Here is a 15629-nt window from a genome sequence, read left to right on the forward strand (position 1 = left end):
GCATGAACCGGATCACATTACACTTTTGTATCTATTTTGCCATACATAATCTTTCGTTATTTGCTGTCTGTGCACACAAAACCCGCGTAGTACTTTCCGTAAGATAATAATACGGACTGACTCTGCCAAGCAATGGGATCCATACAATATGATCTCCGATTGCTAATACAGGTGTTTCCTTACGCTGAGCAGCCGGAATCTTTCCATCAATAAATATCCGGCTTAGTTTCTTTGTATGACCGTTCGCATCGATCCACATATAGTCACCGCTACGTGGATAACGAAATATTGGCATAATACCCATTTTATCATAATCAAAACATTTCGTACAGAGCTTTTTTTGATTGTTTTCTTTCATTTCGCTAATGTCTTTCCGATAGAATGTTACCTGCATCTGTTTCTCATTTTCGATCTGAAATATATATGTCTTTCCTAAAACAAGCTCATCTTCCCAAAATTCTACATGTTTTGATTGTTCTTCCTTCCGGTACAAATACAAATCCTCATAGGAACGCTCTGCGATCATATGATAGGGAAGCATTGCCTTTTTTCCGGTTTCTCCCAGAAAAATCTTTACGGTTTCTTCTACATTTGCTGTTGTGATGTCTTTTTTCCTGCCTGCTGTCTGTTCAAACAACTTCATAATGATCTCTTTTTGCATCACGGATGGCAATTGCACAAAATCTGACCGCCTAATCCGATAACCGTTTATTTGCTCTTCCTGTAGCTGTGTAACGATCCTCTCATAAATTCTATCCCTTTCCCGATCCAGATATTCCATGACTTCCTGCAAATACATCCCGCTTTTGGCAATATGCTGTGCAGCTTTTGGCTGAATGTACTTTTGCATTGCAGGAATAATACAGTTTCGGATTGCATTTCTCGTATAATCATTCTGTCCGTTTGTTTGATCGGTGCAATATGAAATATGTTCTTCCTGTAAAGAGTTTTCAATCTCTTCTCTGTTGCAAAGAAGCAACGGACGGATAATATATCCTCTTTTCGGACGGATTCCGCCAAGACCACGCAGGCTGCTGCCGCGAAGCATTTGAAAAAGTACGGTTTCTGCCTGATCGTTTTGATGATGTGCAATGGCAACCGCATCAAATCCAAGCTCCTGTCTGACTTTTTCAAAACATTGATAACGATAGGTTCTTCCTGCTTCTTCTTCTGTCATTTTCCATTCGGTTGCTCTCTTTGGAATATTTTCGCGGAAAATGGTGCACGGAATTGAGAATCGTTTGCTTAATTCTTTCGTATATTGTTCATCATGAAGTGCCTCCTTCCCACGAATTCCGTGATTAATATGCACAACATGAAGACGAAGTTCCCATCGTTCCATGATTTCCTTCAAAAAATAAATCAAAAAGACCGAGTCTGCGCCTCCCGACACACCGACTACAATACCATCTTTCTTATGCAGCAGATCATTTGCTATACAAAACTGCTCGATTTTTTTTTTCATTTGCTCTGTCATCTTTTGCCTCCGATCCGTGTCTATGAAACCATCTTTGTTCTACGCATCCAGGGAATTTTACATTTTGCTTCTAAATTATCATATAGCTTGACCACGAGTACACTCATATCATCCGTACATTCGCCATTCATACGCTCGGTTGCTGCCTGCAGGATGCTGTCTGACAGATCTTTCGGTCCTGCTTTTTGCTCCAGTGCATCCATGATCAGGTTTTCTAATTCATCAATTGCCATATCAAAGCTGTCGGCAATCCCATCTGTCATCATTATAACATAATCGCCTGCATTTATACCAGATTTGCCGGTATATGGCTCGATTTCTGCCATAACACCTATAGGTAAAGCTTCCCCCTGAATCTCATACAGCTTCCCATCCCGGTACAAATAGGTAATGCTTGCACCGCATTTGACAAACTGGCAGGTCTTTTGATATAGGTTGAGCAAAGCAATATCTGCCGTTGCAAAATTAATATGTTCCTGTTTTGTCACATAATATGAGTTGATCAGACGCAGGGCTGTCACCTCCGAAAAACCGATTTCTGTCATCTGTTCTAACATTTCGATCAAACGCTCGCTTTCTGCATTTGCACGATCTCCACTTCCCATCCCGTCTGATAAAGCAACTAATAATTCACCATCCGGCAGATAATAGTTTGAAAAGGTATCTCCACAGCGTTCTTCACCATCTTTAGAAAGTCTGCTGATTCCTGTTACCGCAGTAAGCTGTGCCCCTTCTTCGAAAACAAATTCTTCTGCCTTTTTAGAAAATACTTTGCGGCATTCTTCTCTTGGAACGATCGCACATTCCAGCATTCCTGAAAGAATGTCACTGACTTCACGCGTTGTCACAAATCGACCATGGCCGGTCTTTCCTTTCATATGTATTTCCAAGCGCCCGTCACATTTTTCATAAAAGGCAACCTTTTCTACAAGAACTCTTTTTTTCCGCAGTGCCCGTTCTAACTGACCGACCATTTCGTCCGGTAATTTTTGCACAACCGGAAGATCTCTTGAAAGATCATTCACGATCTGTCCGACTTCGATCATCTGTCTTGCGATCAACTGACGGCTTTGCTGCATCCGCTTTTGATATCCCGCTGCCATATTGGTCAGGTGAATGCTTTGGTTTGCCTGTGTTAAAAAACGCTCTTTATGAATACAGCCTTTGACAAATTCCTGTGGCATAATCTCTAGAGATAATCTTCCCCGCTTTTTGGCATCCTCTAAGATATCACGCATTTCCGGACGGAAAAGCGAAACAAAACTATGACAGGTTGTCGCATTTTCACATCTTGCACAGACCTGCTTAGACATTGCTTCTAATAATTTTGTTGTTTCTCCCGGTATCTTTTCCTCTTTTTCTTCATTTTCCACACAAAGCATATCGCCTAATTGTATAAAATATTTTGCAAAATCCTGAAGCTTATGCTGCATCATTTTTTGCACGCAATCATTTTCCACGCCATTGACCGACTGCTTGGACCAAAGTGCAAAATGCCAAAGCAGTTTTTCAGGAAACGCCATAAAAAACACACCGGAAGCTGCAATTTCTCTTTCGTATGTTATTGCAGAAAAATTCATTTCAAAAACATAGAAAAGTACTGCCGCTATTGCCATAAAGCTCACCCCGGTCAGCCATTTCCCCTGTTCACGAAGCATACCGATACAAATCCCCAGTAATACCAATATACCGATCATATAACGTTCCTGCCCATTTGCAATCAAAACACATCCACCGATTGCACCGGCTACCGCACCGGCACCAATTCCAAAACAATAGCTGCATAGCAACGTAACAAATGCAGTGATCGCTAAGATGATTGAAAAGCCTGCAACAACAATATCCGGTATTCCAAGCAAAAAAAATGCACCCAGAAAAGCCAGTCCCATTACCTTTTCTTCGCTAAGTTGTGCTATCATCCGCTCTTTTAACAGTACATGTACTCCTTCCTGAAATACTCTTGTCATCACAAAAACTAAACCGGTTTCCAAAAAAGCCAATAAGATTTCCTGTGTATCATGTGGCATCAGATACAGCCAGAATGCCTTCATGAGCCCGGATGCAAAGGTGATAATCGCTGCATAATACCATTTTTTCATATGAATGTTGCGTCTTTGCAACAGATCGACAGCGAGAAGCAAAGCAGCTATCGCCATTGCATACCCCATGATCTTTTCCGGAGCAAATACCGTATACATTCCCAAAAGAATACCGGCTGCAACCGGAATCTTTGCACCTCCCTCGGCATAGCCTGCAGCAAAATAAGCTACTCCGGCCGGATTGATTCCAAACAGATCGACTCGTCCAATAAAAAATCCTATGCAAATCTGTAACAGCATTCTTTTTTGTATCTCTTTCATCTTTGTTCTCCATTCCCGAAGTACATGATCTGATGCACTTCCTGCTTTATTTACAGGTTTTATAACCTGTCCTCATTCCGTGACATCCAGTATAATCATACCAAAATGCAAATTATGTCATAATTGCTGTAGACTTTTTAAAATCGTTCGACACCAGAACAAAAAAAGAAGAGACCGTACACAAACTGATCTCTTCTATTTACTGTCTTCCGGTTCAAATATGATCTCATCTTTATAAACAAGTCCTAACTTATCTCTTGCTATCTCTTCGACATATTCATCGGTCTTAACATATTTTTTAAATTCTTTTAAATCTTCTTTGTCTTTCTTTAACTGTTTCTTCTGCTTCTTTAATTCCTGCAGCTGACAGGCATATTCTTTTCCCTGGGCTTTCAGTACAGACTGTTTATAGCCAAGAGTCATACATATTGCCAATGTTACAAGCAAAACGCCCATTACAGTCGTTTTTTTTAGCTTTTTTCTTTTTCTCCTTCTCACAGTCTCACCAACTTCCCATCATCATACTATATATTGCATCAAAAACATATGTTCGTACACAATATTGTGTCTTTGTTTTCCATTCTCCCGTATATCGCCAAACCCTTATTTCATAAGGCTTTGCAATACTTTGTCTAGTTCTTTTACTATATACTATTTCTACGAATTTTGCAACATTTTTCTTATAGTTTTTTCGTGAATTTTTCGTGATGTTTAGACAATTTTTACGTTTTTTTCCGGCTCTTTTTTTGTTCTTTCTGCTTCAACCTGTTCTCTTTTCTTTTTTGTTTCCAGTGATCCCATCTTCGTCTTGGTTTGTATAAAATTTTTGCTAACGCAAACCGAACCGGTCTTCCGAGGCCTTTTTCATACAGAATACCTCCGCTGAGTGTTGCTAACATTCCATACCAGCGGATCACACCATCATTGTAGATAAATAAGACTATAAATGCCGGTATAGCCGCAAGACACCAGTATAAAATATCTTCTACCCAGATCACCCATTTTTTGTGAGTAAAGATCCATCTTATGATATGCAGCAGTTCATACCCGAACAGCAGTGCCATTCCAAGGCAGACAGACAACAGCAAAAAACGGACCTGTCCAAGAATCAGTGCGATCACTGAAACATCCTCCCAAAGAAGCCTGCTGCTTTTTTCGCTGTTTCTTCCCTGTCAGAATAAGCCAGACTGTCAATCTTTCCATCAACGTCTACTTCTCCCTTTTCCAACGACAAGCGGTTTACATGAAGTTCATCTCCCCGGATCAGTAATATACCTTGTTCGGTCTCAAGATATACTTCCTTTGCATCAAATGACAATACATCTCTTACGCCTGACATAACTGCTGTTTTTCTTGCATTGAGATATACTTTATGTACTCCTGTCGTCCGTCTGTCTTCATATGCTCTTTCATCCATCAAAAAAACTCCCCCTATACCCATCTTGTGTTTTGTCTAATGTAGTATATGAAGGAGTTGTTTTAATTATAACACTTTATATAATTCTTTTGCTTCCTCTTTTTTATAAGTCTCCTCAATGCTCAAGACTTCTACTTTCACTCTCTTGTCACCAAATGCAATTTCAATTACATCTCCGACTTTTACATTTAAAGAAGCTTTTGCCACTTTTCCGTTGACCATAATTCTTCCCGCATCGCAAGCTTCATTTGCTACCGGCCGTCTTTTGATCAGACGGGAAACCTTTAAATATTTGTCCAAACGCATATAAACCCTCCTGTACGAGCATTTTCCTATTCCATAAAAAAGTGCAAAGCCAGCGCTTTGCTATGTGTACCGCTACTGTACGAGCATTTTCCTATTCCATAAAAAAGAGACTGTATCGCTACAGCCTCTTTCCATTTTCACATGATAAACTAATCCTAGTTTACAGCATCCTTTAAAGCTTTTCCAGCTTTGAACTTAGGAGCCTTAGAAGCTTTGATCTGCATCTTCTCACCAGTTAATGGGTTTCTTCCTTCTCTGGCAGCTCTTTCAGTAACTTCGAAAGTACCGAATCCAACTAACTGAATCTTCTCACCCTTCTTTAACTCTTCTGTAACAACATCGATGAAAGCCTTGAGTGCCTTCTCTGAATCTTTCTTTGAAAGTTCAGCCTGTTCAGCCATAGCTGCAACTAACTCTGTCTTATTCATGGATAAATCCTCCTCAAAATATATTTCCGTAAAAACTTACAAATCTATTTATACCCTCATTATGCCCATTTGTCAAGGCTTTTCGAGCATCCTTCGACTTATTTTCATTATTTTATACAAAATCACATACAAAAACCAGCAAAACATTCTCAAATCCTTATACAAGAAGGTATTTCTCTCTTTCTTCCATCAATTTATCATACTTCGAAAGAAGTCCTTCATCCGTTCCGGCACGCAGTGGTTCTACGATCTCATCGATCACATTATAAAGAGAAGTCAGCCCCAGATTGGCGATCACACCCTTTAAAGCATGTGCACAATCAAACGCAGCCGGAATGTCATGATTATTTAAGTCATTCTTTAATTGTACAAATCCTAGATCTCCCATAAATTTATCGTAACAGGAAAAATAAAATTCTTCATCATTCAAAAAACGATCCATAGCTCCTGTTACATCACAGCCTAATGCTGCTAATTTTTCTAATCTGTTACTCATTGATCGCAATCTCCTCATCTTATTGTATCTCCCACATGAAAATTATAGCAAAGCAAGCTAAAGAGTCAATGTGGTTTCAGATCGTTTTTCGTTGTTAAAAGCCCTATTTTCAGCAAGCTTTTCTTTACTCCATCTGTCTTCCCAAAAAATCTGCTGCAAAAGCCGCTAACTTTTCCTGCACCCGACTGCTCTCTTTCTCTGTTGTTTTTGATAATAAGATCACACCGCCCGCAACATCCCCTTCTACGATTACAGGACACATAACTTCATATGAATATTTCTTATCTTCATTTGCAACCTGCACGTAATCCTTTGAATCTCCCTGTGCCATTATCTTCTTTCTCCCAAGGATTGTCTTTTCCATTTCACGGCTTAACATTTTATGCTCAAAGTCCTTTTTTCCACCTTGTGAAGTGGCCACGATGCAATCCCGGTCTGCTACCGCAACCACGCACCCTGAAGTAAGTGACAATGATTCCGCATAGGGCTGTGCTAACGCCTTGAGCTCCTGTATCGGAGAATATTTTTTCAAAATGATCTCACCTGCATTTTCTGTATAGATCTCTAAGCTGTCGCCTTCACGAATGCGAAGTGTCTTTCGAATTTCTTTTGGGATCACAACACGCCCTAAATCATCTATTCGTCTTACAATTCCTGTAGCTTTCATAATAATCCTCCTCGTTTTTTGAAAGGAAAACCCCAAAATTTTAATAAATAAAAGAATTTTCGTCTTTTCCACAATTATACTGTAAGTGTAGTATGTGAAAATCAGAAGGATTTATGCGTGCCAAACACCGTCAGAACAATTTTATTTTTTCAGCATTTTTTTATAAGACCAATCGATCATAAATGCCCCTAAAGGTGCTGTCAAAACGATTGCAAGCACCGCAACCGTCAAAACCGTATCGCCACAGGCAAATCCCAATGCCAGCGGGATTCCGCCAATCGCAGCCTGTACGGTTGCTTTGGGTGTATATGCCATCATCGTAAATGCTCTCTCTTTTGCATTAAGCTTCGTCTTTAATAAACATGCAAAAACACCTGTCATACGGAATAACAACGCCCCGATAATAACAAGTAAAGCTCTCACTCCGACATGTCTCAGATAATGCACATTGACCGTAGCACCGACTAAAACAAACAAAAAGACTTCGGCTGCTACCCAGAGCTTGCTGTATTTTGTCGATAATCTTTGGGCAACGACTTCTCTTTTCTGCTTTAAGCCGATACCGATAAACATAATGGCGATCAATGCCGAAAATGTGATCTGTGTCGTAAGATGATCTTCTGCTGTCACCAGCAAGAAAGATACACTTAACAATAATAATACTTTTATCGTATCTCTGATATGTACTTTTTCAAAATAAAATGCCATGCCCGTTCCTAATAGCAATCCGACCATAATTCCAAGAAAGATAGACACCGGAATATTGACAAAACGGATCAAAGAAGCTCCCTGTCCCTGCATCATACCGGTGAATGTCGAGAATAATACGATCACATAGACATCATCAACCGATGCTCCTGCCAGTATCAACTGTGGAATGCCTTTTTTCACTCCATAGCCTTCTTCCATCAGCTTTACCATTCTCGGAACAACAACTGCCGGTGAAACCGCAGCTAACACAGCACCTAAAATAGCCGCTTCTAATACGGTCAGTCCCATGATCTTTGGTGCAAGTAAAATAATACCGATCAATTCAAAACTTGCCGGCACAAAGCACATCATAACAGCAGGTCTTCCAATCTTTTTTAAACCTGACAGATCAAGCCCCAGACCGGCTCTTGTCAAAATAATGATCAATGCGATCTTTCGCAGATCCGGTGAGATCTGAAGAATATTTTTGTCTAACAGGTTCGAAACATACGGACCTAAGAGCATGCCGGTCACTAACATTCCAAGCAGACTCGGAAGCTTTACTTTCTGACAGATCCATCCAAGTAACATTCCTACGATAAGTATCATTGCAATACTAAATAACATTTTCTTTTCCTCCTCAGATAAAATGTGCTCTCGGTAAAGAGTTGCTAAAGCAATTCTTGTTGGTGTACCGCTACTGTACGAGCAGTTTCCTATTCCGCAAAAAAAGCCGACAACTTCTGCGTAAAAATGCAGAAGTCATCAGCTTATATAAGCGGTTTTAGTATCATTACTATGGGAGAACTTCATTCCCTTTTTTATCAAGCAAATTCTAAATTCTATTTAAACTCGAAAAAGGAAATTGCCTGCTTCGCAGACGCTCCCTTTTCTTTTGTACATTTTATTGTAGCACAAATTTTTTTCTTCTACAACCGGTAAAAATGCGGATCAGGCAGAGGATAAAGCAAAGTAAAAAGCCCACAACAGAAACGTATTTTCCAACACGCAGTCCCGGCGACTCATAGACAAGCTTTATCCGGTGCGTTCCGGCAGTCAATGAAGTACCGATAAATGCGTAGTTGATATCTTCTATTTTCGCTTTTTTGCCATCGACAAACAAAGAAAAACCATCAGCATTTGGTATCGACGTAACCAGTTTGCCATCTTCTGCACTGTCTACAGTACCTTGCAAGATGTCACCGGTTGTCCAGTTATCTGTTATTTTCATTTTATTATGATACAGCTTTTTAACACTCGCTTCACTGATCTTAGCTGCATAACATTTCACATTGTAGATCTGATAATCACCTTTTCCAAAAGAAATATGGAGCTTTTTTAAGTTTTGCTTACAGGCAACCGCAAAACGGAACGTTTTATTTCGATTGTAGTAAACATGCGAACGATCGGTCAGTTTGTTCTTTTCATTTTCGATACGGATTGACATATCCTGCTTCTTTCGATTATTTTTCACATCAAATTCTACAAAAAGATAATTCGCACCTCTCTTTGGAATCTGTATATTTGCTTTAACGGTTGCATTTCCTTTTGAAACAATGTGATATCCGTTCTCTTCTTCATCAATCGTAAGAAGTTTTGACTGTATCGAACCAAGATCAAAAGAAACCGGGCTGACTTCCTGTTGCATCTGATGAACAATTGCTTCTGATGTTTTCTGAAGATTTTCTGTCTGCCGGTTTGTCACAGTCCCATGCAAAAAGGCAATCTGATTATAAGGATATTCCAAAAGTTCATATTGTTTTTCATCAAGCAGGGTGTTCGTCACATAACCGAGCGGTGCCACCTCTCCATTATCATAAACTACATTTTTTCCCTCTTTTTTGCACACTTTGGCATCTAATTTCTGATTCGAGATCAGATATTTGACCCCCATCATCTTTAAAAAGACACGGTTATTTGTCATTCCCTGCATCAAAATGTTGCGATGCGGCTCATTCAAGCCGAAAACATGCTTGCGGAAAGCATCATATTTGGCTGCATAGGCAGAAGAATAAATGGTTGAAATGCTTTGTTCCATATCATAAATGCGATTGATATTTACAAAATTCTCCTGATCGCTCCCTCTGGTTTCAATACGATATCCATACAAATCCTGATCTTTTAATTCTTTGATCAGGCTCTGGTATTCCTGAGCATCAATCTCAGCAAAAAGCTGCTCTGATACCATGTTATTTTGCATTCCATGAAAGCCCGTACTAAATGTACCCATCAGAACAAAGACAGGTACCACGATGCAAGCCATTTTTCTGGTCTTCTCATACAGGAAGTGGCAAAGAAACATTAAAACCGCATCAAACAGAATGAAATATTGTAATTCTTTTATCTTGAAATCACAATAGATGGCTGCCAAAAAAACAGTAATGCCAAAACAAAACGATACTGCTCTTGGCGATAGCAGTCGGTCTCTCATTTTCATCAGGAAATATGCCATCCAGTATAACAGTAATGGCAAAAACGGAATCAGAACCTTTCCACGCAGATACAAACCACCATTTAACAGGTATTCAAAAAACGGCACGAAAAGAACCAATAACAGGCTATATCCTAAGAAGCGTTCCCATGCTTTTTTATAAAAGATCACACCAAAAACTGCTGTCAGCAATAAAGTCGTCAATCCGATCCCATATCCGGAATATACCAGATGTGTCCATTTGACATCAGGGATCAGCAATTCTGCCAAAGTCACTGCCTGCTTTGAATCACTGCTTCTTCCCAGCAATGTAAATGCAGTCGGTACCAAAAGCACACCACTCATCAAAAGGCTGGTCAGGACATAAATAGCTGTCCGAAGTTCTAAAAGGAGAAACTCCTTTAAACGGAATGGAACCGTCTCTCTGATCGCATAAGCAATCTGATACAATGCAAGTGCAAACAAGCCGCCAATACTGAAATAATAACTTGTCATAACCATCAAAAAAATGGAAAAGCAAAGCATCAATGGCTTCTTTTTCTGCATAAAGCGATCCACACCCATAAAAGCCAGGATCAGAAACGGCATATAATTAACAAACATCCATTGTGTATACGACTGAAAAAGAACCGGTGTTGCAAAAAGATACATCACAGCCATAGAACAGCTTAATCTGCCGCGAAAACCTTTTGACCGCAGCCAGTGATATAACAAAAGCACCGATGACAGAATACAGATAACCGATATTACCGAAAGGTATGTGTCCATTGTTACAAACGGAAGCAGATACGAAGGTAAGATCAGCGGACTGAGCAGTCCATAATAAGAAAAGTTAAAAATGTTTTGTCCGCCACCAATGTTTGATGCAAAAGATGGGATCAGCTTCCCGGTTTTATAAAAAAGTTTTCGAAAATAATCCGGAAAAACAGAATGCTGGCTCATCCAGTCTACATCCGATGCAAAGCATCCATAGCGAAAAAGGAACATACTGATCACAACTGCCAGACAGCAGAATAAAAAAATCTCCTCAATATGATCCCGTACCCATTGTTTCATAATATCCTCAATTCCTCTCCTCATAAATCTTTCTAATCCATTGTTTCCCTACGGAAGATTCATTTTCCTGCCGATTCCTCAGGATCTGATTTCTCATCACTTCAAAGAGTGTAACACATTTTTGACACATTTGCACAAAAACAGAAAAAAATTAAGGAAACCATAAGACTATGTAAAGAAAAGAGACATGTTCTTATATTGTCTCCCACTACCGGAAAGGATCCGTCTTTTGGAAAATACAATATCATCTGATGTCTCTTTTTATCTTTTCTTTCTATTTGTTTTTCTTTTACTGACTATTTTTAGCTGTTAGAAAGCATATTTCCCTTTGTATCGCTGTCCAGCCATTTTGTATTATTCCTCTTTTCTTATTATGAACATTATTGTTTTATCGTTCTTTTTTTACTACAAAGCTTTATACCTTGTCTTTCTTTTTTGTTAGGAATATTACGCCTTATCATTCCTTTTTGCCAAGAGGCTTTATGCCTTATCATTCTTTTGTACAAAATGCCATGCATCTTTGCACATCCGTTCTAAGTCATATTCCGCCTTCCAGCCAAGTTCTTCATAAGCTTTCTGCGCATTAGCATAGCAAACCGCAATATCTCCGGCACGTCTTCCCTGAATCTGATATGGGATCGTAATGCCATTTGCTTTTTCAAAAGCTTTGACAATGTCCAAAACACTATAACCGATACCTGTACCAAGGTTATAAATAGATACACCACTCTTTTGCATGATCGCTTCTACTGCATTGACATGGCCTTTCGCCAGATCCACAACATGGATATAATCTCTTACCCCTGTTCCGTCCGGCGTATCATAATCATCGCCAAAGACGCGCAGATATGGCAGTTTTCCGATCGCAACCTGTGTAATATAAGGCATCAGGTTATTAGGAATACCATTCGGACTTTCTCCAATCAATCCGCTCTCATGGGCACCGATCGGGTTGAAATAACGTAACAGGATCACATGCCAGTCAGGATCTGCCTTACAAAAATCGGTCAGGATCTGTTCTAACATCAACTTTGTCGTTCCATATGGGTTGGTTGTATGCAAAGGAAAATCTTCTTTGATCGGAACAGTCTTTGGTGCACCATAAACAGTTGCCGATGAACTAAAGATCATCTTCTTACAATCATATTCCTTCATAAGTTCACACAGGTTCAATGTTCCGGTGATATTATTTTGATAATATAACAATGGTTTTTCAACAGATTCTCCGACTGCTTTTAAGCCTGCAAAATGAATCACTGCGTCAATCTTATTTTCTTCAAAGATCGGACGCATCGATTCTTTGTCTCGCATATCTGCCTGATAAAATGTAATCTCTTTGCCTGTGATCTCTTTGATCTTATCGACAACATCTATTTTGGCATTATACAGATTATCAAATACAACAACTTCCATTCCCTGCTTCAAAAGTTCCACACATGTATGGGAACCAATATAACCAATACCGCCTGTCACTAATATTTTCATAGAAAATCCCCTTTTCCAGTCTAATGTACTTTCGGTGATTTTTCATTCAAAAGATTCCGAGAATACATTTTATATTTTATTTATCGCTTAGTTGAATTTTTTCTTCTGCTCTTCTATGAATGCCGGATCAGAAAAATAATCAATCTTCATAGCACTCTTTACTTCCTTGACTGTCTGAGCTGCGATCTTTTGTGCTTCTTCGCTTCCCTTTTTCAGAATTTCATAAACGCCTTCGATATCCTTTTCATATTCTTTTCTTCTGGCACGAATCGGACTAAGCTCTTCCTGAAGGACATTGTTTAAGAATTTCTTGACTTTGACATCACCAAGACCACCTCGCTGATAATGAGCTTTTAATTCATCCAGATTTGCATATTCCGGCAGATATTCCGCGAAATGATCGTCATTACAAAATGCATCCAGATAAGTAAAGACCGTATTGCCTTCTAACTTGCCCGGATCTTCAATACGGATATGATCCGGATCGGTATACATTGACATTACTTTCTTACGGACTTCGGCTTCTTCTTCGGAAAGGTAGATACAGTTTCCTAATGATTTACTCATCTTCGCTTTGCCATCGATACCCGGAAGACGCAGACACGCTTCATTTTCCGGAAGTAAGATCTTTGGATCTACTAAAGTCTCGCCATATACGGAATTAAACTTATGAACGATCTCTTTTGTCTGTTCTACCATTGGCATCTGGTCTTCTCCGGCCGGTACGGTTGTTGCCTTAAAAGCGGTAATATCGGCTGCCTGACTGATCGGATAGGTATAGAAACCAACCGGAATGCTTGTCTCAAAGTTTCGCATCTTAATCTCTGCTTTTACGGTAGGATTGCGCTGTAAACGTGACACCGTAACAAGATTCATATAATAAAAGCTTAATTCTGTCAGTTCTGCAATATGAGACTGTACAAAAATATTTGACTTTGTCGGATCAATGCCTACCGATAAATAATCCAGTGCAACTTCCATGATATTATCACGGATCTTTGCCGGATTATCAGCATTGTCTGTTAATGCCTGTGCATCTGCGATCATAATAAAAATCTTGTCATATTCTCCTGAATTTTGTAATTCTACTCTTCTTTTTAAAGATCCTACATAATGGCCTACATGAAGCTTACCGGTAGGACGATCTCCTGTTAATATAATTTTTTCCATCATTTTCCTCATTTCCATTACTCTATTGTGATGTCACCTGTTCCCTGTCTGTGCGAAGAACAAGCCACCTTGCTACGAAGTAATTTTTATAAATATACATCTTTTATGCATTCTTTATTAGTATAACACAACTGTACAAAAAAGGGGAGAGAAAAAGTGCAAGGCCGGCACTTTGTCAAAAGTTTAATGATGCATTAAATAACAATGAGTACGAAAAAACACCCCGGAACCGAAATTCCGAGGTGTAACATACTTTTCTGAAACGTCGTATAACGTACTGGATTGTAAAATAATTATCTCTTTGTCAACGTTTTGATATCTTGAAAAGCCCATAAATAGGGGATTTGTGTGTCCCAGTGTTGCATATATGTTGTATGCGGTTGACTGTCCACACATTCCCAAGACTACTCATTACTTTGACAAAGAAAGGACTACTACTATGAAAATACATTTTGCTTACTATAATCAATACAAGAACGGAATTGACATTGCTTTTGCTGATAATACACTTCTATTCTTATCCTATGCTGAAGCTGAAAAGAATCTCCATACTACGCCTAACTCTCAAAGGCTTATTGATAACCTTGCGATTGATAATCCTCTTATGTATGCTGCACCTGCTCTTGATTGTGAGTTGCAGGATTGGGCTGATGCTATGGATGAGGATTGGTGCTAATATTGACTATTACTAGACATTCCTTTTCATACGGAGAGTTAAAATTTTATTACCCACACTCTGTACGAAATATCTTTAATAAAAAAGTCTGCCCAATCACAAAATCACCCTAATTATCAAATATAATCAACTCTTTCAATTGTTCTATAAATTCAATTATCTCATCATTATCTGTATTTTTAATATTATTAATTATATCCTCTGGTTTTTTATAATTATTATGTATAATAAAGTTACGAATACTTTCCCGTCCAGGATAAACCAGTACCTTTTCTTTTCGTTTTATTTGAAATCTACACAATTCTTGTAATTCAATTACACACTCATTAAATTGACATATTCTAAGTTGCTCTAATAAAGAAAATCTATCAGTATATACATCATCCCAAAACAAATATCCCTTCATTGTCAAAAACTCTATTATTTTAGGCGACATTTGCATTTCTATTATTTTTTTTGATTTTTTTAAATTAAATATTGTAGTAAGTACAGAATTTGCTATCTGTTCATCTGTTACCCCCATACACTTATAAATTATCTTTTGATTATTTAACATAAGAATAATCGTTCTACTGTCATCTTTACAAAATACTTCTGATTTTACATCTGTGGCACAATTATTATTAATTCCTTTTATGCATTCTTTTATTTCCTCATACGTTTTTTTACCTAGATTTCTAATTTTCATCAAATCACTATCTGAAAGATTCAATAGCTGATCTGATTTTGTTATTCCTGCTCGTTTTAAACATATACATGCCCTTACAGATAATCCCAATTTATCTAAATCAATTTGCTTTAAAGTTTGGTTTATTTTTATATTATATCTACTACAAATTTTATCAAAATATACAAATTCTTTTGGGAAAAACAGAGAGTGCATTTAGGTGTGTTAATAATAGCGAATATTTAGAAAGACTTAAGAAAAATTTATTGAATGAGGTGATTAAGCTATTAAGTAAAAATGAAA

General features: G+C 38.4%; 15 protein-coding genes and 1 riboswitch. Of the genes, 1 reads left to right on the top strand and 14 read right to left on the bottom strand.

The features are described from left to right. Positions 1-31: 31 nt before the first annotated feature. From tilS to trpS, 13 genes are all read right to left on the bottom strand, one after another. On the bottom strand, positions 32-1477 hold the full coding sequence (tilS, locus tag H8700_RS01245) for a tRNA lysidine(34) synthetase TilS (RefSeq protein ID WP_022141568.1): 1446 nt from the start codon (positions 1475-1477) through the stop codon (positions 32-34). Between the two features lie 20 nt (positions 1478-1497). Beyond that, the gene (locus H8700_RS01250) at positions 1498-3900 is read right to left on the bottom strand and encodes a SpoIIE family protein phosphatase (RefSeq protein ID WP_330606259.1); all 2403 of its coding nucleotides are present in this window, start codon (positions 3898-3900) and stop codon (positions 1498-1500) included. A 132-nt stretch (positions 3901-4032) separates the two neighbouring features. Further along, positions 4033-4335 (bottom strand): septum formation initiator family protein, encoded by a 303-nt coding sequence (locus tag H8700_RS01255; RefSeq protein WP_249302422.1) that lies wholly within the window; start codon positions 4333-4335, stop codon positions 4033-4035. 224 nt (positions 4336-4559) lie between these two features. Next, positions 4560-4958: a spore cortex biosynthesis protein YabQ gene (gene yabQ / locus H8700_RS01260; RefSeq protein WP_022141571.1), complete on the bottom strand. Its 399-nt coding sequence runs from the start codon at positions 4956-4958 to the stop codon at positions 4560-4562. Beyond that, on the bottom strand, positions 4955-5254 hold the full coding sequence (yabP, locus tag H8700_RS01265) for a sporulation protein YabP (protein WP_022141572.1): 300 nt from the start codon (positions 5252-5254) through the stop codon (positions 4955-4957). Before yabP ends, yabQ begins: the two co-directional genes overlap by 4 nt. A gap of 66 nt (positions 5255-5320) precedes the next feature. Beyond that, complete coding sequence (locus tag H8700_RS01270; protein ID WP_022141573.1) at positions 5321-5560, bottom strand: RNA-binding S4 domain-containing protein; 240 nt, start codon at positions 5558-5560, stop codon at positions 5321-5323. Between the two features lie 155 nt (positions 5561-5715). Continuing rightward, the gene (hbs, locus tag H8700_RS01275; RefSeq protein ID WP_022141574.1) at positions 5716-5988 is read right to left on the bottom strand and encodes a non-specific DNA-binding protein Hbs; all 273 of its coding nucleotides are present in this window, start codon (positions 5986-5988) and stop codon (positions 5716-5718) included. Positions 5989-6145: 157 nt separating this feature from the next. Next, positions 6146-6484, bottom strand: coding sequence for an Hpt domain-containing protein (locus H8700_RS01280; protein WP_022141575.1), 339 nt, complete (start codon positions 6482-6484; stop codon positions 6146-6148). Between the two features lie 124 nt (positions 6485-6608). Next, entirely contained in the window at positions 6609-7151 is a 543-nt protein-coding gene (locus H8700_RS01285) for a stage V sporulation T C-terminal domain-containing protein (RefSeq protein ID WP_249302433.1), read from the bottom strand. A 141-nt stretch (positions 7152-7292) separates the two neighbouring features. Further along, positions 7293-8468 carry a cation:proton antiporter gene (locus H8700_RS01290; RefSeq protein WP_249302435.1) on the bottom strand — a complete coding sequence of 392 codons (1176 nt, stop codon included), beginning with the start codon at positions 8466-8468 and terminating at the stop codon, positions 7293-7295. Positions 8469-8590: 122 nt separating this feature from the next. Continuing rightward, positions 8591-8667, bottom strand: a riboswitch (Fluoride riboswitch). Positions 8668-8745: 78 nt separating this feature from the next. Beyond that, positions 8746-11328: a YfhO family protein gene (locus tag H8700_RS01295; RefSeq protein ID WP_249302438.1), complete on the bottom strand. Its 2583-nt coding sequence runs from the start codon at positions 11326-11328 to the stop codon at positions 8746-8748. A 480-nt stretch (positions 11329-11808) separates the two neighbouring features. After that, complete coding sequence (galE, locus tag H8700_RS01300) at positions 11809-12813, bottom strand: UDP-glucose 4-epimerase GalE (RefSeq protein WP_022141579.1); 1005 nt, start codon at positions 12811-12813, stop codon at positions 11809-11811. 87 nt (positions 12814-12900) lie between these two features. Continuing rightward, positions 12901-13983: a tryptophan--tRNA ligase gene (trpS, locus tag H8700_RS01305; protein ID WP_022141580.1), complete on the bottom strand. Its 1083-nt coding sequence runs from the start codon at positions 13981-13983 to the stop codon at positions 12901-12903. A 439-nt stretch (positions 13984-14422) separates the two neighbouring features. Between trpS and H8700_RS01310 the strand changes: the two genes are divergently transcribed. Then, complete coding sequence (locus H8700_RS01310; RefSeq protein ID WP_249302441.1) at positions 14423-14659, top strand: DUF6061 family protein; 237 nt, start codon at positions 14423-14425, stop codon at positions 14657-14659. Positions 14660-14768: 109 nt separating this feature from the next. Here the strand turns inward: H8700_RS01310 and H8700_RS01315 are convergent, their stop codons facing one another. Beyond that, positions 14769-15542: a DNA-directed RNA polymerase subunit alpha C-terminal domain-containing protein gene (locus H8700_RS01315; protein ID WP_249302444.1), complete on the bottom strand. Its 774-nt coding sequence runs from the start codon at positions 15540-15542 to the stop codon at positions 14769-14771. Positions 15543-15629: the final 87 nt, after the last annotated feature.

This window comes from Jutongia hominis, from assembly GCF_014384965.1.
Classification (GTDB): domain Bacteria; phylum Bacillota; class Clostridia; order Lachnospirales; family Lachnospiraceae; genus Butyribacter; species Butyribacter hominis.

What these genes read in the sequence shown, in the direction of transcription:
- tilS (WP_022141568.1), bottom strand. Translation starts at nt 1,477, where the DNA reads ATGACAGAGCAAATGAAAAAAAAAATCGAGCAGTTTTGTATAGCAAAT.
- yabP (WP_022141572.1), bottom strand. Translation starts at nt 5,254, where the DNA reads ATGGATGAAAGAGCATATGAAGACAGACGGACGACAGGAGTACATAAA.
- H8700_RS01270 (WP_022141573.1), bottom strand. Translation starts at nt 5,560, where the DNA reads ATGCGTTTGGACAAATATTTAAAGGTTTCCCGTCTGATCAAAAGACGG.
- hbs (WP_022141574.1), bottom strand. Translation starts at nt 5,988, where the DNA reads ATGAATAAGACAGAGTTAGTTGCAGCTATGGCTGAACAGGCTGAACTT.
- H8700_RS01280 (WP_022141575.1), bottom strand. Translation starts at nt 6,484, where the DNA reads ATGAGTAACAGATTAGAAAAATTAGCAGCATTAGGCTGTGATGTAACA.
- H8700_RS01285 (WP_249302433.1), bottom strand. Translation starts at nt 7,151, where the DNA reads ATGAAAGCTACAGGAATTGTAAGACGAATAGATGATTTAGGGCGTGTT.
- H8700_RS01290 (WP_249302435.1), bottom strand. Translation starts at nt 8,468, where the DNA reads ATGTTATTTAGTATTGCAATGATACTTATCGTAGGAATGTTACTTGGA.
- H8700_RS01295 (WP_249302438.1), bottom strand. Translation starts at nt 11,328, where the DNA reads ATGAAACAATGGGTACGGGATCATATTGAGGAGATTTTTTTATTCTGC.
- galE (WP_022141579.1), bottom strand. Translation starts at nt 12,813, where the DNA reads ATGAAAATATTAGTGACAGGCGGTATTGGTTATATTGGTTCCCATACA.
- trpS (WP_022141580.1), bottom strand. Translation starts at nt 13,983, where the DNA reads ATGGAAAAAATTATATTAACAGGAGATCGTCCTACCGGTAAGCTTCAT.
- H8700_RS01310 (WP_249302441.1), top strand. Translation starts at nt 14,423, where the DNA reads ATGAAAATACATTTTGCTTACTATAATCAATACAAGAACGGAATTGAC.
- H8700_RS01315 (WP_249302444.1), bottom strand. Translation starts at nt 15,542, where the DNA reads ATGCACTCTCTGTTTTTCCCAAAAGAATTTGTATATTTTGATAAAATT.